15 protein-coding genes are annotated in these 19,561 nt (G+C 70.1%); 13 read left to right on the top strand and 2 right to left on the bottom strand.

The features are described 5' to 3' along the window. The first annotated feature begins 17 nt into the window (after positions 1 to 17). The 13 genes from VHAB30_RS22920 (at position 18) to VHAB30_RS22860 (ending at position 18,270) form a co-directional block, all read left to right on the top strand. Positions 18 to 575, top strand: coding sequence for a type VI secretion system tube protein Hcp (locus tag VHAB30_RS22920; RefSeq protein WP_159278695.1), 558 nt, complete (start codon positions 18 to 20; stop codon positions 573 to 575). A 40-nt stretch (positions 576 to 615) separates the two neighbouring features. Beyond that, positions 616 to 1,455, top strand: a complete 840-nt coding sequence (locus tag VHAB30_RS22915) for a type VI secretion system accessory protein TagJ (protein WP_159278694.1) — start codon at positions 616 to 618, stop codon at positions 1,453 to 1,455. Continuing rightward, entirely contained in the window at positions 1,448 to 1,963 is a 516-nt protein-coding gene (gene tssE / locus VHAB30_RS22910; protein ID WP_153280903.1) for a type VI secretion system baseplate subunit TssE, read from the top strand. The genes VHAB30_RS22915 and tssE overlap by 8 nt, the downstream gene beginning before the upstream one ends. Before the next feature lie 6 nt (positions 1,964 to 1,969). Further along, positions 1,970 to 3,862, top strand: coding sequence for a type VI secretion system baseplate subunit TssF (gene tssF / locus VHAB30_RS22905; RefSeq protein WP_159278693.1), 1,893 nt, complete (start codon positions 1,970 to 1,972; stop codon positions 3,860 to 3,862). Next, positions 3,859 to 4,914 carry a type VI secretion system baseplate subunit TssG gene (gene tssG / locus VHAB30_RS22900; protein WP_235926895.1) on the top strand — a complete coding sequence of 352 codons (1,056 nt, stop codon included), beginning with the start codon at positions 3,859 to 3,861 and terminating at the stop codon, positions 4,912 to 4,914. Before tssF ends, tssG begins: the two co-directional genes overlap by 4 nt. A gap of 39 nt (positions 4,915 to 4,953) precedes the next feature. Continuing rightward, positions 4,954 to 7,647 (top strand): type VI secretion system ATPase TssH, encoded by a 2,694-nt coding sequence (gene tssH / locus VHAB30_RS22895; RefSeq protein ID WP_070063879.1) that lies wholly within the window; start codon positions 4,954 to 4,956, stop codon positions 7,645 to 7,647. A gap of 40 nt (positions 7,648 to 7,687) precedes the next feature. Further along, the gene (gene tssI, locus VHAB30_RS22890; protein WP_159273680.1) at positions 7,688 to 10,855 is read left to right on the top strand and encodes a type VI secretion system tip protein TssI/VgrG; all 3,168 of its coding nucleotides are present in this window, start codon (positions 7,688 to 7,690) and stop codon (positions 10,853 to 10,855) included. A gap of 18 nt (positions 10,856 to 10,873) precedes the next feature. After that, positions 10,874 to 13,480: a DUF2169 family type VI secretion system accessory protein gene (locus tag VHAB30_RS22885; RefSeq protein WP_159278692.1), complete on the top strand. Its 2,607-nt coding sequence runs from the start codon at positions 10,874 to 10,876 to the stop codon at positions 13,478 to 13,480. Further along, positions 13,477 to 14,532 carry a pentapeptide repeat-containing protein gene (locus tag VHAB30_RS22880; protein ID WP_095743408.1) on the top strand — a complete coding sequence of 352 codons (1,056 nt, stop codon included), beginning with the start codon at positions 13,477 to 13,479 and terminating at the stop codon, positions 14,530 to 14,532. The genes VHAB30_RS22885 and VHAB30_RS22880 overlap by 4 nt, the downstream gene beginning before the upstream one ends. A 27-nt stretch (positions 14,533 to 14,559) precedes the next feature. Beyond that, the gene (locus tag VHAB30_RS22875; protein WP_070063883.1) at positions 14,560 to 15,231 is read left to right on the top strand and encodes a DUF3540 domain-containing protein; all 672 of its coding nucleotides are present in this window, start codon (positions 14,560 to 14,562) and stop codon (positions 15,229 to 15,231) included. An 11-nt stretch (positions 15,232 to 15,242) separates the two neighbouring features. After that, positions 15,243 to 15,638, top strand: a complete 396-nt coding sequence (locus tag VHAB30_RS22870) for a DUF4150 domain-containing protein (RefSeq protein ID WP_062482207.1) — start codon at positions 15,243 to 15,245, stop codon at positions 15,636 to 15,638. 114 nt (positions 15,639 to 15,752) lie between these two features. Beyond that, positions 15,753 to 17,435 (top strand): type VI secretion system-associated FHA domain protein TagH, encoded by a 1,683-nt coding sequence (gene tagH, locus VHAB30_RS22865; protein ID WP_159278691.1) that lies wholly within the window; start codon positions 15,753 to 15,755, stop codon positions 17,433 to 17,435. A 40-nt stretch (positions 17,436 to 17,475) separates the two neighbouring features. Beyond that, on the top strand, positions 17,476 to 18,270 hold the full coding sequence (locus VHAB30_RS22860; RefSeq protein WP_070063885.1) for a PP2C family protein-serine/threonine phosphatase: 795 nt from the start codon (positions 17,476 to 17,478) through the stop codon (positions 18,268 to 18,270). Between the two features lie 71 nt (positions 18,271 to 18,341). Here VHAB30_RS22860 and VHAB30_RS22855 read toward each other — a convergent pair whose 3' ends face one another. Both VHAB30_RS22855 and VHAB30_RS22850 read right to left on the bottom strand, forming a co-directional pair. Continuing rightward, positions 18,342 to 18,842, bottom strand: a complete 501-nt coding sequence (locus VHAB30_RS22855) for a peptidoglycan-binding domain-containing protein (protein ID WP_062482201.1) — start codon at positions 18,840 to 18,842, stop codon at positions 18,342 to 18,344. Between the two features lie 88 nt (positions 18,843 to 18,930). Further along, positions 18,931 to 19,410 carry an Hcp family type VI secretion system effector gene (locus VHAB30_RS22850; RefSeq protein ID WP_070063886.1) on the bottom strand — a complete coding sequence of 160 codons (480 nt, stop codon included), beginning with the start codon at positions 19,408 to 19,410 and terminating at the stop codon, positions 18,931 to 18,933. Between the last annotated feature and the right edge of the window lie 151 nt (positions 19,411 to 19,561).

Raw genomic sequence — 19,561 nt, 5'->3', positions numbered from 1 at the left:
CGAATCCGGAGGTTGACATGGCATTTCTCGAAGACGGCTCCTGGAGCCCCGAAGACGCACGGCAGTTCTACGAACTGATCGGCACCGGCTCGGCCGAGACCGACCTGGTCATGATGATCGAGAGCAAGGGCTCGCCCGTCGAAGGCGAACTCGAACGCGTCTTCGACGACGGCAAGGCGCGCCTGAACATCGGCGGCTACTACTGGTCGGTGCAGGTGCCCGAATCGTCCGCGCAGAACCAGGTCGTTCCCAACAACCTGGTCGTCGCGCGTCGCAGCGACGCGGCCACGGCCACGCTCGCCAGCCTGCTGCGCGCGCAGGAAAAAGACCTGAAGGTCGTCATCAGCGCCTACAAGGCCGGCGGCGATCCGCAGTCGCCCGAGGCGCAGGCGACCTTCGAGATCTCGCTGGAGAACGCGCGCATCTGCCGGCTGGTGCTCAACTCCGGCGGCCACTGGGGCGTGCCCTCGGAGCTGGTCTCCATCAGCTACCGCACGGTGAAGATCAAGTCGGCCCCGCAGAAGACCAGCGGCGCGCGCGGCGCGGTGCGCGAATGCCAGTTCACCCGGACGTGAACCGAAATCCGATTCCGAACGCCTCCAGGAGCACCCCGCCATGACGACGACCGCCGCAGACTTCCTCAAGGCCGCCGACCCGGTGGCCGCCCTCAAGGCCCTGAGCGACGACGTGCGCGCTAAGCCCTCCGACTCGAAGCACCGCGTCTTCATGGCGCAGCTCTTGTGCGTGCTCGGGCAGTGGGAGCGCGCGCTCAACCAGCTCACCGTCGCGGCCGAGCTCGATGCACTGGCCGTGCCCATGAAGCAGGTGTACGGCGAGGCCGTGCGCTGCGAAGGCCTGCGCGCCGACGTGTTCGCCGGCACGCGCACGCCGATGATCTTCGGCCAGCCCGATGAATGGCTGGCACTGCTCATCGAATCGCTGCTGCGGCAAGGCCGCGGCGAGAGCGGGCTGGCCGAAGACCTGCGCCAGCGCGCCTTCGACGGCGCGCCCGCCATCGCCGGCACCATCGACGGCGCGCCCTTCGAATGGCTGGCCGACGCCGACATGCGCCTGGGCCCGGTGCTCGAGGCCTTCGTCAACGGCAAGTACTACTGGATTCCCTACGCGCGCCTGGCGCACATCAAGATCGAGCCGCCCGAAGACCTGCGCGACTGCGTCTGGATGCCCGCGCACCTGCAGTTCGAGAACGGCGGCGAAACGCTGGCCCTCATTCCCACGCGCTACGAAGGCACCGAGGCGCAGGACGACGGCGAGCTGCGCCTGGCGCGCAAGACCGAGTGGCGCGAGCTGCGCCCCGAGGTCTGGGCCGGCTACGGCCAGCGCGTGCTCGGCAGCGACGCCGGCGAGTACGCGCTGATGGACGTGCGCGAGATCCTCTTCACGCCTGCTGCCGTTGATGCGGCCGAAGGCGGCGAAAGCAGCGGCGGTGCCTGAACTCACCGCGCAGGAGCGGCTGCAGCCTTCGCTGCTGGACCGCCTCGTCGACCACGCGCCCGACGAAAAGCGCGAGGGCGACGACAAGCGCACGCTCACCAAGCAGGCGCTGCGCCAGGCCGTGCTGCGCGACCTCGGCTGGCTCTTCAATGCCACGGGGCACGGCCTCTCGATGGACGACAAGCAGCACCCGAATGCCGCGCGCTCCGTCATCAACTACGGATTGCCTATGCTGTCTGGCCAGTTCACCTCGTCGGTGCAGCGTGTCAGCATGGAACAGGCTTTGAAGAACGCAATCCTGCAGTTCGAGCCGCGCATTTTGTCCCGCACACTCGAAGTCGAACTCGTCATGGAAGGCCCGGCCCTGGAGTCCCACAACAGCATCGGCCTGCAGATCCGCGGCATGCTGTGGGCGCAGCCCGTGCCGCTCGAGTTCCTCATGCGAAGCCGCGTCGATCTTGAGGAAGGCCGCATAGAGATCGTGGACATGGCGCAAAACCCAAGGTAAGTCCACATGGACCCTCGGCTGCTGAGCCTGTACGAGCAGGAGCTGCGCTACTTCCGCGAAAGCGCCTCGGAGTTCGCCCGTGCGTTCCCGAAGATCGCGCACCGGCTGGGCATCGAGGGCCAGGAAGTCGCCGACCCGTACGTGGAGCGGCTGATCGAGGCCACGGCTTTCCTTTCGGCGCGCGTGGGCCTGAAGCTCGATGCCGAATACCCGCGCTTCACGGGCCACCTGCTCGACATCGTCTACCCGCATTTCCTGGCGCCCACGCCGGCGATGACGGTGGTGTCGTTCGTGCCCGACCCGGAAGACGCCAACCTCGCGGCCGGCCCCACGTTGCCGCGCGGCGCCGGCCTGCGCGCGCGCCAGGCCGTGGGGCAGAACACGCACTGCGAGTTCCGCACCGCCGCCGCGTTGCGCATCTGGCCGATCGAGGTGCAGCGCGCCCAGTACTTCACCTACGCGCCCGACCTGCCGCTGAACACCCATCCGCAGTCGCGCGCCATCCGCGGCGGCCTGCGCATTGCATTGCGCGCCACGGCGGGGCTGGACTTCAGCCAGATCGCGCTCGACGACCTGGTGCTGCACTTCGGCGGCGCGGAAGACGTGGCCTGGCAGCTGCACGAATGCGCGCTGGGCCAGCCCGTGGGCGTGTGGGTGCGACCGCTCACGGCCGGCGGCGCCTTGCAGGGCGCGGTGCGCAGCCTGCCGGGCAGCGCCATCGGCGCGGTCGGCTTCGGGGACGACGAGGCGCTGCTGCCGGTTACGGCCACGGGCTTCTCGGGCTTTCGGCTGCTGCAGGAGTACTTCGCGTTCCCGCAGCGCTTCCAGTTCGTGCGCATCGGCGGGCTGCAGGCGCTGCTCGCGACGATGCCGGTGACCGAGCTGGAGATCGTGCTGCTGTTCTCGCGCGGCGATGCGGCGCTCGAGAAGCTGGTGAGCGCCGACAACGTGCAGCTGCACTGCGTGCCTGCCGTCAACCTGTTCACCAAGCGGCTCGACCGCGTGCCCGTGACCGAGGGCGTGAGCCAGTTCCACCTGGTGCCCGACCGCACGCGCCCGCAGGACTTCGAGGTGCACACCGTCACCGAGGTCATCGGCCACGGCGCGCCGGGGGCCGACGCCGCGGTGGCCGAGCAGCCGTTCCGGCCGTTCTACTCGGCCTTCCACGGCAGCCGCAACAGCCACCCGGCCTACTTCACGACCACGCGCGAGCCGCGCATGCTCTCGGTGCGCCAGCGCACCGAAGGCCACCGCAGCAGCCACATCGGCTCCGAGGTCTACATGCAGATCGTCGACCCGCAGCAGGCGCCGTATGCCGCCACGCTGCGCCAGCTCGCCGTGACCGCGCTGTGCACCAACCGCGACCTGCCGCTTCTGATGCCGCTGGGGCGCGACAACGACTTCGACTGCGTCGACTCCTTTCCCGTGCAGCGCGTGCGCATGGTGCGCGGGCCGTCGCGGCCGGTGTCGCCGGTCGTGAGCCAGGGGCTGGGCTGGCGCGTCATCGATCACCTGGCGCTCAATTACCTGTCGCTGTCCGACAGCACGCCGGAGCAGGGCGCCGCCGCGCTGCGCGAGACGCTCATGCTCTACGCCGTGCATGCCGACGAGATGCGCCAGGGCCAGGTGCGCGGCCTGCTGTCGGTCAAGAGCAAGCCCGTGGCGCGGCGCCTGCCGCTCGCGGGCCCGATCGCCTTCGGGCGCGGGCTCGAGGTGACGCTGGAGGTCGACAAGGACGCCTTCCACGGCCACAGCGCCTTCCTGTTCGGCGCCGTGCTGGCGCAGTTTCTGGCGCGCCATGTCGAGGTGAACCACTTCGTCGAGACCGTGCTGCGCGTCGCGGGCAAGGGCGAAGCCATGCGCTGGAGGCCGCTGTGCGGGACACGCCAGATTCTGTGAGCACGCGGGTGGACCAGGCGCTGCGCGGGTGGTCGGCGCAGCCGTGGGACTTCGACTACTTCGCCGTGATGCGGCGCATCGAGTCCGTCGCGAAGACCACGCCGCGCTGGGGCCGCGCCCTGCTGCCCAGCGCCGAGCCGGTGCGCGTGGGGCAGGAGCCGTCGCTGTCGTTCGCGCCCGCCAGCTTCAGCCGCTTCGAGCCGGCCACCGCGCATTCGCCGCCGCGCCTGCGCCAGCACTTCTTCGGCTACATCGGCCCGAACGGCCCGCTGCCGGTGCACCTGAGCGACTTCATCCGCGAGCGCAGCCTGAACCACGGCGACCCGACCTGGCTGGCTTTTCTCGACACCTTCTCGCACCGCTTCTCGCTGCACTTCTACCGCGCGTGGGCGCAGTCGCGGCCGGCCGTGGCGCTCGACCGGCCCGGCGAAGACCGCTTCCGCCTGCAGGTGGGTGCGCTGGTCGGCATCGGCACGCCGGGGCGCATCGACCGCGACGAGATCCATGATGACGCGCGCTTGCATTTCTCGGGCTGGCTCGCGCGCCGCGTGCACAACGCGGAAAGCGTGGAGTCGGTGCTGTGCAGTTATTTCGGCGTGCCGGTGAAGCTGGAGCGCTGGGTCGGTCACTGGATGCGCGTGCCCACGGACGAGGTCACGCGGCTGGGGCAGGGCGAGAGTTCGCGCGCGATGGGCATGGGCGCGATGCTCGGCACGCGCGCGTGGGACCGCCAGCACCGCGTGCGCCTGCACCTGGGGCCGCTCACGGTCGACCAGTACCGCATGTTCCTGCCCACCGGCGACGCGCAGCCCGTGCTGCAGCGCTGGATGCAGCAGCTGCTCGGCGACACCCTCGAATGGGACGCGCAGCTGGTGCTCGAGAAAGTACAGGTGCCGCCCACGCGCCTGGGCCAGGCCCGGGGCAACGGCCCGCGCCTGGGCTGGGTCTCGTGGCTCGGCGAACGCCCGCGCACGCGCGATGCGGCCGACGTGCGCATTGCCAGCCAGCCGTCGAGGGCGCGCCTGCCGCAGCAGCCCGCCTCTTTTCAATAAACCCATCTTCATTCGTTCAGAAGAGATACGGAGTCCTCCATGAGTGAAATCAGCCGCACCGCCCTCTTCGGCAAACTCAACTCGCTGGCCTACAAGGCCATCGAGGGCGCCACCGTCTTCTGCAAGATGCGGGGCAATCCGTACGTGGAGCTGGAGCACTGGTTCGCCCAGCTGCTGCAGGCGCAGGACTCCGACCTGCACCGCGTGATCCAGCACTACGGCCTCGATGTGTCGGTGATCGCCAAGGACATGACGGCCGCGCTCGACCGCCTGCCGCGCGGCGCCACCGCCATCAGCGATTTCTCGCCGCACATCGAGAACGCCATCGAGCGCGCCTGGACCTACGCCACCCTGCAGTTCGGCGAGGCGCAGGTGCGCACCGGCTACATCCTGGTGGGCATGCTCAAGACGCAGAGCCTGCGCAACCCGCTGTTCGGTTTGTCCAAGCAGTTCGAGAAGATCAAGGTCGAAGACCTGGCCGACAACTTCCCGAAAATTTGCGACGCCTCGCCCGAAGCGCAGATGCGCGCCCAGGACGGCACCGGCATGGGCAGCGGTGCACCCGGCGAAGACTCGGGCGCCATGGCGCCGGCCGCCATGGGCAAGGGCGACGCCCTCAAGAAATTTGCTGTCGACCTCACGGAGAAAGCCAAGAAGGGAGAGATGGATCCGGTGACCGGGCGGGACGAGGAAATCCGCCAGATCGTCGACATCCTCATGCGCCGCCGCCAGAACAACCCGCTGCTCACGGGTGAGGCGGGTGTGGGCAAGACCGCGGTGGTGGAAGGCTTCGCGCAGCGCCTGGCGCGCGGCGATGTGCCGCCGCAGCTGAAGGACGTGAAGCTGCTCACGCTCGACATCGGCCTCTTGCAAGCGGGCGCAAGCATGAAGGGCGAGTTCGAGCAGCGCCTGCGCCAGGTGATCGACGAGGTGCAAAGCTCGCCGACACCGATCATCCTGTTCATCGACGAGATCCACACGCTGGTCGGCGCAGGCGGCGCGGCCGGCACCGGCGATGCGGCCAACCTGCTCAAGCCGGCATTGGCGCGCGGCAACCTGCGCACCATCGGCGCCACCACCTGGGCCGAGTACAAGAAGTACATCGAGAAAGACCCGGCGCTCACGCGACGCTTCCAGGTCGTGCAGGTGCCCGAGCCCGACGAGACCAAGGCGATCTTGATGCTGCGCGGCGTGGCCAGCGTGCTCGAGAAGCACCACCGCGTGCAGCTGCTCGACGAGGCCATCGAAGCGGCCGTGAAGCTCTCGCACCGCTACATTCCCGCGCGCCAGTTGCCCGACAAGGCCGTGAGCCTGCTCGACACGGCCTGCGCGCGGGTGGCCGTGTCGCAGCACGCCACGCCGCCCGAGGTGGAAGACTGCATGCGCCGCATCGAAGGCCTCACGGTCGAGCAGGAGATCATCGGCCGCGAAGAGGCCATCGGCATCGACGTGACCAAGCGCGCCGCGTTGGTGGCCACGCTGCTGGCCGAATCGAAGGTGCAGCTCGAAGCGCTGAATGCGCGCTGGCAGGAAGAGAAGGGGCTGGTCGATCGCCTGCTCGAACTGCGCAGCAAGCTGCGCGCGGGCAACAAGCCGGTCGATGAACCGGCGGCCGGTGAAACCGCCGCCGAGGCCGGCCCCGACCGCGCCACGCTGCTGGCCGAGCTGCACGAACTGCAGACGAAGATCCATGCGGTGCAGGGCGAGTCACCGCTCATCCTGCCGTCGGTCGACGAGCAGGCCGTGGCCTCGGTCGTCGCCGACTGGACCGGCATTCCCGTCGGCCGCATGGTGAAGAACGAAGTGGAGGCGGTGCTCAAGCTCGCCGACACGCTGAACCAGCGCGTCATCGGCCAGAAGCACGGCCTGGAGATGATCGCACGCCGCATCCAGACTTCGCGTGCGCGGCTGGACAACCCGCAGAAACCCATCGGCGTCTTCATGCTCTGCGGCACCTCGGGCGTGGGCAAGACCGAGACCGCGCTGGCGCTGGCCGAGGCGCTGTATGGCGGCGAGCAGAACATCATCACCATCAACATGAGCGAGTTCCAGGAGGCGCACACCGTCTCCACGCTCAAGGGCGCGCCGCCCGGCTACGTGGGCTACGGCGAGGGCGGCATCCTGACCGAGGCCGTGCGCCGCCGCCCCTACAGCGTGGTGCTGCTCGACGAGGTCGAGAAGGCCCACCCCGACGTGCACGAGATCTTTTTCCAGGTCTTCGACAAGGGCTGGATGGAAGACGGCGAGGGCCGCATGATCGATTTCAAGAACACGATCATCCTGCTCACCACCAACGCCGGCAGCGAGCTCGTGATGAGCATGTGCCGCGACCCCGAGCTGCTGCCCGATTCGAACGCGCTGGCCGATGCGCTGAAGGCGCCGCTCATGAAGGTGTTCCCGCCCGCGCTCTTGGGCCGCATCGTCACCATTCCCTACTACCCGCTGTCGCCCGAGATGATGAAGAAGATCGTGCGGCTGCAGTTGGGCCGCATCAAGAAGCGCGTGGAGACCAACCACGGCGTGCCCTTCGAATACACCGAGGCGGTGATCGAGCAGGTCGTCGCGCGCTGCCAGGACCCGGAGTCGGGCGGGCGCGTGATCGACGCGATCCTCACCAACACCGTGCTGCCCACCATTTCGGTCGAGTACCTGCAACGCCTGGCCTCGGGTGGCGAGATCCGCCGCGTGGCGCTCGACGTGAAGGACGCCGACTTCACCTACGCGTTCGACTGAGCCCCCCGCAGCGCGACGCCCCACTTCCGAGAGACCCAAGATGGCCGACCACGAGTTCCGCATCGAGAGCGATTCGCCCGCCAAGGACGACCTGATGTTCTGGCGCATCGTCGGGCACGAGGCGCTGGCGCGCCCCGCGGCCTACGAGCTCACCGTGCTGTCCAAGAACAAGGACCTCGCCGCCAAGGACATCCTGGGCCACGCCTTCGACGTGGTCATCGAGTTCAAGGACGCCGACGGCGGTGCGCACGAGCGGCATTGCCAGGGCCATGCGGTGCGCTTCGTGCGCGCGGGCCACATCGGGCGGCACTACGAGTACCGCATCGCGCTGCGCTCGTGGTTCTGGCTGCTCACCAAGCGCGCCAACTCGCGCATCCACCAGGAAAAGAAAGTGCTCGAGGTGCTCGACGCGGTGTTCGAGGACAGCCCGATCAAGCGCTTCAAGAAGACCAAGGCCACCAACGTCATCGGCACGCACAACCCGCGTCGCTACTGCGTGCAGCACCAGGAGAGCGACTACCAGTTCCTCTCGCGCCTGCTGGAGGACGAAGGCATCTACTACTGGTTCGACGCGCACGACGCGCCCGGCACCATGCACCTGTCGGACGCCAGCGACCTGGCGCACGACAAGCTGCCCGCGGCCGACACGCTGCGCCACATGGCGGTCCACGCGGCCGAGCCGCGCTTCAACGAGATCTCGCGCTGGGTCAGCGCGCGGCAGTTCGACACCGGCAAGCATTCGTCGCGCGACAGCGACTTCAAGGCCATCAAAAAGAAGCTGGGCGCCGACATCGACAGCTCCGACCAGCACGAGCTCGCCGAGTTCGAAATGTTCGAGTTTCCCGGCGGCTACTTCAGCGGCGACGACGCCGAGACGCGCGCCAAGCTGCGCGGCGACGAACTCAACGCGCGCCGCGACCGCCACTGGGCGCTCACGCCGTGGCCCGACGTGGCGGCGGGGCGCAGCTTCAAGTTCGAGGACGACCCCGACGGCACGCGCAACGGCGACTACGTGATCGCCGCCTGCACCTTCATCGCCAGCCACCGCGGCTACGAGGGCGTGAGCGCCAGCGCGCCGGCCCAGCCCGTGCAGCGCGCGCTGGCCGAGGTGCTGCGCGACGACGCCGTGAACGCCGACACCCTGCCGGTGCTGGAAGAGCTCATCGCCGCCACGCCCGCGCTGGCCGCCGCGCAGACCGGCAGCAGCCTGTTCCTGCTCACCGTGATGCCGGTCGACCGCCCGTTCCGCGCGCCGCGCCTCACGCCGCGCGTGACCATGCCCGGCCCGCAGACGGCGATCGTGGTCGGCCCCAAGGGCGACGAGCTGCACGTGGACGACCACGGCCGCGTGAAGGTGCACTTTCACTGGGACCGCTACGACGAGAGCAACGAGAAGTCGACCTGCTGGGTGCGCGTGTCGCAGCCCTGGGGCGGCAAGGGCTGGGGCGGCTACTTCGCGCCACGCATCGGCCAGGAGGTGATCGTCGACTTCCTCAACGGCGACCCCGACCGCCCGGTGATCGTGGGCCGCGTCTACAACGACGACCAGCCCATTCCGTACAAGTCGCCCACGCAGAGCGGCTTCCGGACCCGGTCCACGCCGGGCGGCGGCGTGAACAACTACAACGAGATCATGTTCGAGGACAAGAAGGGGTCCGAGAACATCAACATCCACGCCGAACTCGACATGAGTCGCAGCGTGGAGCGCGACGACTCGGGCAGCGTGGGCCGCGACCAGTCGCTCAAGGTCGACCGCGACCAGACCGTGAGCGTGCAGCGCAACCGCACGGTCAACGTCACCAACAACGAGACCAAGAGCGTCAAGGTGGCGCAGAAGATCACCGTCGGCGCCAGCCAGGACGTGCACGTGGTGGCCAACCAGACCACCAACGTGGACGGCGCGCACGCGCTGGTGGTCAAGGGCGACCACCGCATCGAGACCAAGTCCGCGCGCACCGACTTCACGGCCTCCAACGAAAGCCGCACCGTGGGCGGCAACCAGACGGTGACCATCGCCGGCAACATGGCGCACAAGGCGTCGCGCATGACCTTCGAGGCCGGCCACATCGAGTTCAAGGTGACCGGCGGCAACTCGATGAAGATGGACGCCGGCGTGGCGCCGTTCCAGGCCAACTTCATGCAGTACAGCCTGGTGAGCAACACGCACATCAACCTGATGGCCATCGGCGACATCAACCAGACCTCGCTGGGCTCCAACACCACGGTGCTCGGCGCCAACAGCAGCGGCTACATCGGCACCAACAGCGAGGCGAACCTGGGCGCGGCGCGTTCCACCTTCCTGGGCATGAGCATGGACAACGCCGTCGGGCTGGCGGTGGCCAACTTCATGGGCATGCAGATCGAGAACACCATCGCGCTCAAGCTCGAGACGGTGGCCTCGATGGGCATCGAGCGCAAGCTCGGCAGCCTGCGCGAGGCGCCGATCCACATCTTCAAGGCCGGCGGCGGCGGGGGCGGGGGCGGTGGACCGCCGCCGCTGAACCGCGTGGCCGCGCTCTTCTCGGCGGTGGGCGCGATCCGCGGGCTGTTCCTGGGTGCGCGCGATGTGGAGGCCACCTTCACCCAGTACGAGAACGCGGCCAAGCAGCTCGAGGAGGCGGCCAAGGACCCGGACGTCGGCCGCATTCCCGGCCTGCAGAAGCGGCTGCGGGACATGGCCGCACTGGCGCGCGATCGCAAGGCGCAGGGCGAGGCGCTGGCGGGCTCGCACTACGGCACCGACACGGCGATCGGCGCGGGTACCGGCGCAGCGCTGGGCCTCGTGACCGGGCCGTTCGCGATCATCGCGTCGCCGGTGCTGGGTGTCGCGGGCGCCGTGGTGGGCGGTCCGATCGGCGCGATGGGCCGCGCGATGGGCAGCGGTGCCGAAGACCAGGCCGATGCGCTCAAGCCGGCCGAGGACGGCTCGGTGCCCGCGCCCCAGCCGACCCCCCAGCCCTCGCCGGCGCAGACGGCACCGGCCGGCACCGGCGAGCCTGCCAGTTCGAGCCAGCCGGCGGGGCCGAGCGAGCCTGCCAGTTCGAGCCAACCGGCAGGGCCGAGCGAGCCTGCCAGTTCCAGTCAGCCGGCCGGGCCCAGCGAGCCCGTCAGCTCGAACCAGCCGCCGGCGGCGGACGGGCCCCAGAGCACGCCCGGACCCACCAGCTCGCAAGACCCCAACAGCTCCGGCGGGTCGGGCACGCCCTGACGGGCCGGGCCGCACGCGATGCAGATCAACAAGCCGCAGGCCCTGGGCCTGTCCACCCGCCCGATCGAGTACCGGGGCCGGCGCGCGCTGTGCATCAGCGCGCTGCTGCATGTGCCGCTCGAGCAGGGCGCGCACGGCCGGCTGTGGGGCGAGCAGTCGATGTGGGACTTTCTGGCCGAGGAAATGGCGGAGCCCCTGGTCGACGAAGGCGTGGCCAAGCTCACCGCCGAATTCCTGGTGCACGGCCGGGCCTGCCCGCCGTCGGCACCGGCCACCGGCTGCGCGGTGCGCGTGCGCGTGGGGCCGGTGAGCAAGACGCTGGTGGTGATGGGCGAGCGGCACTGGGAGGGCGAACGCGCCAGCGCGCCGCAGCCCTACACGCAGATGCCGATCGGCTGGGAGCGCGCCTACGGCGGTGCCGATTTCGCGGCCAATCCGGCGGGCATTGGCCGGGCCGCCGTGCAGGGCGTGCGCCCGCTGCCCAATGTGGAATGGCCGCACGCACCGCTGCACCATCCCGACCAGGTGGCGGAGCCGGCCGGCTTCGGCCGCCTCGATCCGATGCACCCGGCGCGTGCCGCCTGGCGCGGCACCTACGGACCGGAGTACCTGCGCGAGCACGCGCCCGGCTTTGCGCCCGACACCGACTGGCGCTTCTTCAACGTGGCCCCCGCCGACCAGTGGTTTGCCGAACCGCTGCGCGGCGACGAGGAGCTCGAGTTCGTCCACCTGCATCCCGAGCACCCCACGCTCACCGGGCGCCTGCCCGGCCTGCGCGCGCGCGTGTTCGCCGCCTACGCGATGGGCGCGGGGCAGGACGACGCGCTGCGCGAAGTGCCGATGCGCCTGACCACCGTGTGGTGCTTTCCGCATGCGCAGCGGCTGGTGCTGGTCTTCCACGGCCTGGCGGAGATTGCCAGCGACGACGGCAGCGACATCCGCGGCATGACCTGCGGCGTGGAGCGCATCACCGAGGCGCCGCGCCCCGATGCGCACTACCTGCACGTGATCGCGCAGCGCGCCGATCCGCGCCTGGGCCTGGTCCACAGCTTGCGCGACAGCGACCTGCTGCCCGAGGGCCTGGACATCACCGATCCGCACGCCGAGGCCGCGCGCGCGCCCTTCGCCAGCGACGGCGTGCAGGCGCAGGCCCAGTACCGGCGCGCCGAACTCGATGTGGCCATGGCCCGCGAACAGCTGCGCGGGCTCGGCAAGGACCCCGACGCGCTGGGCGTGACGATGCCGCCGCGCGAGCCCGTGCCCAAGCCCGACGAGCTGGCCGAGGTGCTGCAGCGGCAGATCGAAGCCTCCGAGCTGCAGCAGCTGCATGCACTCAACGACGTGCTCGCGTACATGGAGCAGGCCATCGCGATGGCGCGCGAGCGCGGCGTCGACCTGGCGCAGTTGCAGCACCGCGGACCGCCCACCTACCGCGCCGAGCAGGACCTGAAGCAGCTCGAACAGACCGCGCGGCACGAGAAACGCGACTTCCGGCCCGAGGTGGTCCACGGCCCGCTGCTGCAGAAAGAGGGCGCCGACTCGCTGGGCTACCTGCAGGCGGCGCACCAGCAGCCGCCGGTCGATCGCATGGCGCCCGATGCGGCCGCGGCGTTGCGCGACGAGATCCGGCGGGCGGCGGCATCGGGTTTTCGCGCCTTCCGCGGCATGGACCTCACCGGCGCCGACCTGCACGGGCTGGACCTGCGCGGCGCGGACTTCACCGGCGCCTGGCTCGAAAGCGCCGACCTGCGCCAGGCCAACCTCTCGGGCGCCAACTTTTCATATGCGGTGCTGGCGCATGCCGAGCTGAGCGGCGCCATCGCCATCGGCACCAACTTCGAGGGGGCCAACCTGGGCGCGAGCCGCCTGGACGGCTGCGTGCTGGACGACGCCGACCTGCGCACCGCCGTGCTCGAGCGCTGCCGGCTGGAAGGCGCACGCGGCGCGCGCGCGCAGCTGGGCGGCACCTCGTTGCTGGAAGCGGCCTGGGGCCGTTGCGACTGGAGCGAGGCGCAGGCCGGCGGGCAGGTGTTCTATCGCGCGGACCTGCGCACCGTCGCCTTCACGGGCGCGACGCTGGCCGGCGCCAGCTTCGTCGAGTGCGACCTGCGCGGTATCGATCTGCGCGGCGCCGACCTCGCGGGCGCCAACTTCGTCGACTGCCCATTGCAGGGCGCGCGCTGGACGCAGGCGCGCGCCGCCGGCGTGGTCGTCACGCCCGCGTGCGACATGACGGGCGCGGACCTCGGCCATGCCGACCTCGCGCATGCCAACTTCGGCGGCGTGGCGCTGGCCGACGCCAGCTTTGCCGGCGCCGTGGCCGACGGCGCCAACTTCACCGGCGCGCGCATGCCCGGCAGCGACTGGCGCCTGGCCTCGGCGCGCGGCGCGCTGCTGCGCAAGGCCGTGCTGCGCGGGGCGCGGATGTCCGGCGCCGACCTGCGCGACGCCATGCTCCAGCATGCCGACCTGCGCGGCGCCGACCTGCGGCGCAGCAACCTGTTCCAGGCCGACCTGTCGCGCGTGCGCCTGGACGGCGACGTGCGGCTGGACGACGCGCTGCTCACACGCACCCGCACCTGGCCGCGGCTGAGCGCCGCCGAGCAGGCGCAGCCCGTGCCATGACGCCCGAAGTCCTGGCCATGGCCGCCGCCATCGGCGAGCCCATCGAGTCGCTGGATCTGCAGGGCGGCCACTTTGCGCGCGCCGCGCTGGCCGGTGCGCTGTTCAGCAAGGTCGACCTGCGCCGGGCCGACCTGCGCGGCGCCGACCTGCACGAGGCGGTGTTCGATCAGTGCGACCTGCGCGGCACGCTGCTGGGCACGGCCGATCTGCGGCGGGCCACCTTCAACCAGTGCCAGCTCACGCACGCCGACCTGGGCGAGGCGCGGCTGCATGCCGCCACCCTGAACGAGTGCGAGGTGTCGCACGCGCGGCTGGCCGGCGCCGACGCGTCCATGCTCGTGGCCAATCGCAGCAAGTTCGCCCACGCCAGCCTGCAGGACGCGAGCCTGGACAACGCCACCTTCAACCAGTGCAGCCTGTTCGATGCCAGCGCGGAGCGCGTCAACTGGCGCCAGGCGACGCTGATGGAATGCGACGTGCGTCACCTGGCCTGGAGCGGCGGCAACTTCGAGCGCACGGTGTTCGTCAAGACCCCCCTGGCGGGGCAGGACTTTCGCGGCCAGTCGCTGCGCGGCTGCCAGTTCGCCGGGGTCGACCTGCAGGGCGCCGACTTCACCGACGCCCGCCTGCCGCAGTGCAGCTTCCAGGGCGCGCTGCTGGGCGGTGCGCGGCTGGCCGGCGTGCAGGCGCCGCGCGCCATCTTCTGCGAGGCGCAGGCGGCCGGCGTCGATTTCTCGGGCGCCGACCTCACGCAGGCGCTGTTCACCGGCGCGTTGCTCGAAGGCAGCGTGTTCGCACGCGCCCGCCTGCACCAGGTGCATTTCGCCGGTGCGCGCATGGCACGCGCGCAGTGGCAGAACGCGGTGCTCGACCACGCCGACCTCAGCCACGCCGACCTGCGCGGCTGCGACATGGAGGGCGCCTCGCTGCTGCGCGCCCAGCTGCACGGCGCGCTCACCGAAGGCGCGCGCATCGACGACCACGCCCGCGCGCTGACGCAAGACCCGCAGCGCGCCGAGGCCGAGCGCTGGCGCGCCGTCGCCGCCGCCTGACCCCATCCGCACATCCTGGAGAGCCCCATGAGCAAGACCCGAACCCCCGGCAGAAGCCCCAGCCAGCGCAGCCCGCACAGCCAGAGCCAACCGGTCTGCGCGCCGGCGGTCGACCCCACCGTCGCCATCGCCGGCGCCTGCCAGGGCGGCCTCGTCACCGCCGTCGGGCCCGATGCCACCGTGCGTGTGCGCGTCGGCCTGCGGGGCGAGGTGCAGGCGCGGCGTGCGGCCAGCTGCCTGCTGGTGCCGGCCGTCGGCGACACCGTGGCCTGCCTGCGCACCGGCCCGTCGGAGCTGTGGGTGCTGGCGGTGCTGCAGCGCGACGCGGCGCAGCCGGCCGTGCTGCGGTGCGACGGCGCCCTGCACCTGGAGGCCGCGCGGCTGCAGCTCGATGCCGACCAGCTCGAGCTGCGCGGGCGTCGCACCCACCTGGTGGCCGACGAGGTGGAGGTGGCCGCGCGGCAGTTCCGGCTGTGCGCGGGCACCATCAAGTTCGTCGGTTCGGTGCTCTCGAGCGTGATGGACCGCGTCACCCACTTCAGCCGCCACTACCTGCGCACCACGCAGGGCACCGACCGCGTGCAGGCCATGCACATCGACCACGAGGCGCAGCAGCTGATGCAGCTCAAGGCCGAGCATGTGATGGTCAACGGCGGCAAGCTGGTCAAGACGCGCGGCGCGCAGATCCACTTCGGTTGAGGAGACGTCCCATGTTCGCCAACTGCCAGCTCATGGGCACCGACATGGCCTTCCCCGACGTCTGCATGACGCCGGCCGCGCCGTCGCCGCTGCCCATTCCGTACCCGAACATCGCGATGGGCGCGATGGCCATTCCCAACTGCCCCACGATCCTCATCATGGGCGGCCCGGCGCACAACCTGGGCACCACGATCCCGATGAGCAACGGCGACAACCCCGGGGTGCTGCTGGGCGTGGCCTCCGGCACCGTGATGGGGCCGTGCCGCCATCTCACGGGCGCGTTCACCGTGCTGTTCCAGGGCATGCCCGCCACGCGCCTGACCAGCAACTCGCTGCAGAACAGCACCAACTGCCCCGGCGTGCGCGCGGTGCCGAGCCAGTCGCTCGTGCTGCTGCTGGCGCCGTGAGGCCGCGAAGGCGCGTATGCGGCATACCTCTTAAGGCGAGATTGCCAACCGGCCCCACGGAATGAATACTCCTTGCGAGATTGCACGGGCGCAGCCGCCATCGGGGGCCGATTCATGATCCATATCGCTGTCATCACCCGGCAAGGCATGCCGGCCGGACCGTCCATCGCCGCAGACTTCGGGCCCGGCGGCGGCACCATCGGCCGCGCCGACACCAACGCGCTCGTGCTCGACGACCCCGACCGCACCGTCTCGCGCGTGCACGCGCAGGTGCTGTGCCGCGACGGGCAGTACTTCATCGTCGATCGCGGCAGCAACGCGATGCAATGCAATGGCGTGTCGCTGGGCGCGGGCAAGGAAGCGGCACTGACCGACGGTGCGCGCCTTGTCATCGGCAGCTTCGAACTCTCGGTGCGCGTGATGGCGGCTGCGGCGGCATCCCGCGCACCGGTCATCCCCAACACCGTGATGTCGGCGCCCGTCGCCGCGCCTGCCGCCAGCAGCGACGATCCGTTCGCGGACCTGCTCGCGGGGCTGGGGTCGCCGGCCGCTCCCGCGCTGGCGCCTGCTGCGGCCCGCGCCGCCGCCGCGCCCGCCGAGTCGCGGCTCTTTCCCGACCCCATGGCCAGCGGCTCGCGCAATGCGCAGGCCGACCAGGTCGACCCGTTCGCGAACCTGCTGGGCCCCACGCCGTCGGCCGCACCTTCTGCAGGGCTTGGCGCGCTCGACGATTTTTCCGACCTGGGCGCGCCGCCCGCGCACGGCAAGGCCGCGAGCATCGACGACCTGTTCGGCGGTTCGCCGGGCGCCGGCGGCATCGGCGGCGATCCGCTCGCGCTGTCGCCGCTGGCCGATCCGCTGCTGCAGCCCAACACCGCGTCGGACGCCGACCCGCTGGCCGCCTTGCAGCGCGCGGCGCCCGCCACGCCGGTGCCGCGCTCCGATCACTTGCCGATCGACCAGTTCGGCTTCGAGCCGCCGAAGGCCATCACGCCGCCACCGCCACCGCCTCCTGCGCCTGCGCCTGCGCCTGCGCCCGTGGCCCCGCTCGCGAAGTTCGACGACGTGACCGGCCAGCCGATCCGCATCAGCGGGCCCGAGAACGCCGGCCGCGTCGCCGAGCCGCCGCCCCCTCCGCCACCGCCGCCGCCCGTGCACGTCGCGCCGCCGACACCCGCGGCAGCCACGTCCACGCGCGCCGCCTCCGACGACGAACTGCTCGCCGCCTTCCTGCGCGGCCTGGCGAGCACGCACCAGCCGCCGGAGATGCTCACGCCCGGCCTCATGGAGCGCATCGGCGCGATGCTGCGTACTTCCACCGAGGGCACGCTGCAGCTGCTGCTCACGCGCCAGGAGTTCAAGCGCGAGGTGCGCGCCGAGGTCACGATGATCGCGTCGCAAGCCAACAACCCGCTCAAGTTCTCGCCCACGGTCGAGGTCGCGCTGGCGCACCTGCTGGGCCCCGGCGTGCGCGGCTTCATGCCGCCCGAGGCCGCGATGCGCGATGCCTTCGACGACCTCCGTGCACACCAGTTCGGCGTGATGGTGGGCATGCGCGCGGCGCTGGCCCATGTCATCGGGCGCTTCGAGCCGGCCGAGCTCGAGAAGAAGATCAGCGCGAAGACCGCGCTCGACGCGCTCTTTGTCGCCAACCGCAAGGCCAAGCTCTGGGACCAGTTCGTGGCGCTGTACGGCGGCATCGCGAGCGAGGCCGAGGACGACTTCCACAGCCTCTTCGGCAAGGCCTTCCTCGCGGCCTACGAAGAGCAGATGGCGCGCCTGAAGTCCGACACCTGAAGACCACCAGAACAACCCCAGCACTCGCGAGGCACCCCGCTTGGAAATCGAAATCGTCACGCTCTCCCGGCAGGGCGGGCGCACCTACAACGAGGACGTGCACGGCCACTGGCACGACGAGCGCTACGTCGCCTGCCTGGTGGCCGACGGCGCGGGCGGCCACGGCGGCGGCGACGTGGCGGCCGCCACGGTGCGCGCCAGCGTGCTCGGCGGCTTCTCGGGCGCGCCCTCGCTGGACGAGGCCGCGCTGCGTGCGCTGATCGAGCGCGCCAACCTGGACGTGGTGGCGCGCCAGGCCGAAGGCGGCAAGCTCGCCGGCATGCGCTCCACGGTGGTGTTCGCGGTGATCGACCTGGAGCGCGAGGTGCTGGCCTGGGTGCACAGCGGCGACAGCCGCGCCTACCTGTTCCGCGGCGGCGCCATCGTGGCGCGAACCACCGACCACAGCCTGGTGCAGCAGATGGTCGCGGGTGGCATGCTCGACGAGGAGGGCGCGCGCCTGCATCCGCAGCGCAACATGCTACTGTCGGCACTGGGCTCGATCGAGGAGGCGCCCGACATCGCGGTGTCCGACCGCATGCGCCTGTTGCCCGGCGACGTGCTGCTCCTGTGCAGCGACGGCGTGTGGGAGCCGCTGGGCGACGAGTGCCTGGTCGACACGCTGCACGCCTCGCGCACGCCCAGCCAGTGGACCGAACTGCTCGACGCGCAGATCAAGGCCAACGCCAAGCCGGGCCACGACAACTACACGGCGCTCACGCTGTGGGTGATCGAGGACGCCGACGACGATCTGACGCGGCTGCTGCCCGAGAACGTCGCGTCGACAGACCCCTGAGCGTGGCGCCATCTTTCAAGCAAAACGCCCATCCGATGGATGGGCGTTTTGCTTGGGTCCGCTGAGACTGTTCAGCTGTACTTGCTGGCCTTCTTCTTGACTTTCTTCAGCGCGCTGCGCAGCAATGCGGGCATGTCTTCCCGGTTCGGCAGGTTGCTGTAGTTGTCGATGTTCTGCTCTTCGCAGCTGTTGGCACAGCCGTTGTTCAGCAGGTCGAGCGCGTAGCGCGTCTTGCTGATCGTGCTGGACGCACCGGGCTCGCGGAACGGATCGAAGATGCCGTCCGGCAGGACCTTGCGCCCGCGTGCGATCGCCTGTTCCTGGAAGTGCGTGATGTGCTTCTGCGTGACCGGCCCGTAGTAGCCGTCCACCACGATCACCTCGGTCGCGCCGGGGGGCGGGTCGAAGTCGTGGTTGAAGCCGAGCAGCTCGTAGTAGAAGATCTTGAACAGGGCCTGCACCAGCATCACGTCTTCACGCGTGTTGGAGCCGATCCGTCCGACCGACCAATCGGAGTTGTAGGTCGTGTGCAGCTTGCCGCTGGTACCGATGAGTGTGGTGCTGAATGCCATGGCATTGCTCCGGTGAGGACACGGGCAGGGACCGGCCCCGGCACCGTGGGGTGCCAGGGGCGGACGGGGCTGGCGGGTCCGTCGCCCGTCAGCGGGTTTCGGTGGTGGCCACGTTCCAGCCGAACTTCACCTCGCCGCCGCCGGCGCCCTTGTCGTCCTGGCCCTTGTAGGCGAACTCGATGTCCTTGAAGCTGCAGGACACCTGCTCGTGCACGTCGCCGCCCTGTGCGCCGCCGGGGCCCACGCTGGAGATGAAGACTTCCTTGAGCGTGACCTTCAGGTACTCCTGCTGGCCTTCGCCCGACTTGCGGCAGGTCATGACCATGTCCTTGAAGTGCTTGCCGCTCACGCAGTTCTTGGCGAGCACGGGCGATGCCTTGTCGTAGACGTGCGTGAAATTGAATTCACCCGGCGTGGCCTTGCCCTTGCCCGAACCGCCGCCCGATCCCGCGCCCGATGCGTTGCTCACATTCCAGGACCACGACGAAATCTCGATCTCGTCCTTGTGGTCCTTGTGAGAAGACTCGCCCTTGACGCCGTCGAGCTTGATGTGAAAGTCAGATGACATGTTCCTACTCCTTGGAACCCGATTGCATTCGGGCGGTTGATGATCGAAACGAAAAAAATGGCTGCCGGCGGTGGGAGAAAAGTTCCGATGCCCGGCAGCTACTCATAGAACGAAACGGAACCGGGAATTCAAGAAGAATCCGCAGATTTTT

This window comes from Variovorax boronicumulans (assembly GCF_009811375.1).
GTDB classification, from domain to species: domain Bacteria; phylum Pseudomonadota; class Gammaproteobacteria; order Burkholderiales; family Burkholderiaceae_C; genus Variovorax; species Variovorax boronicumulans.
Note: the sequence above shows the minus strand (reverse complement) of the source record. Positions and strands in the feature narration are given on the sequence as shown.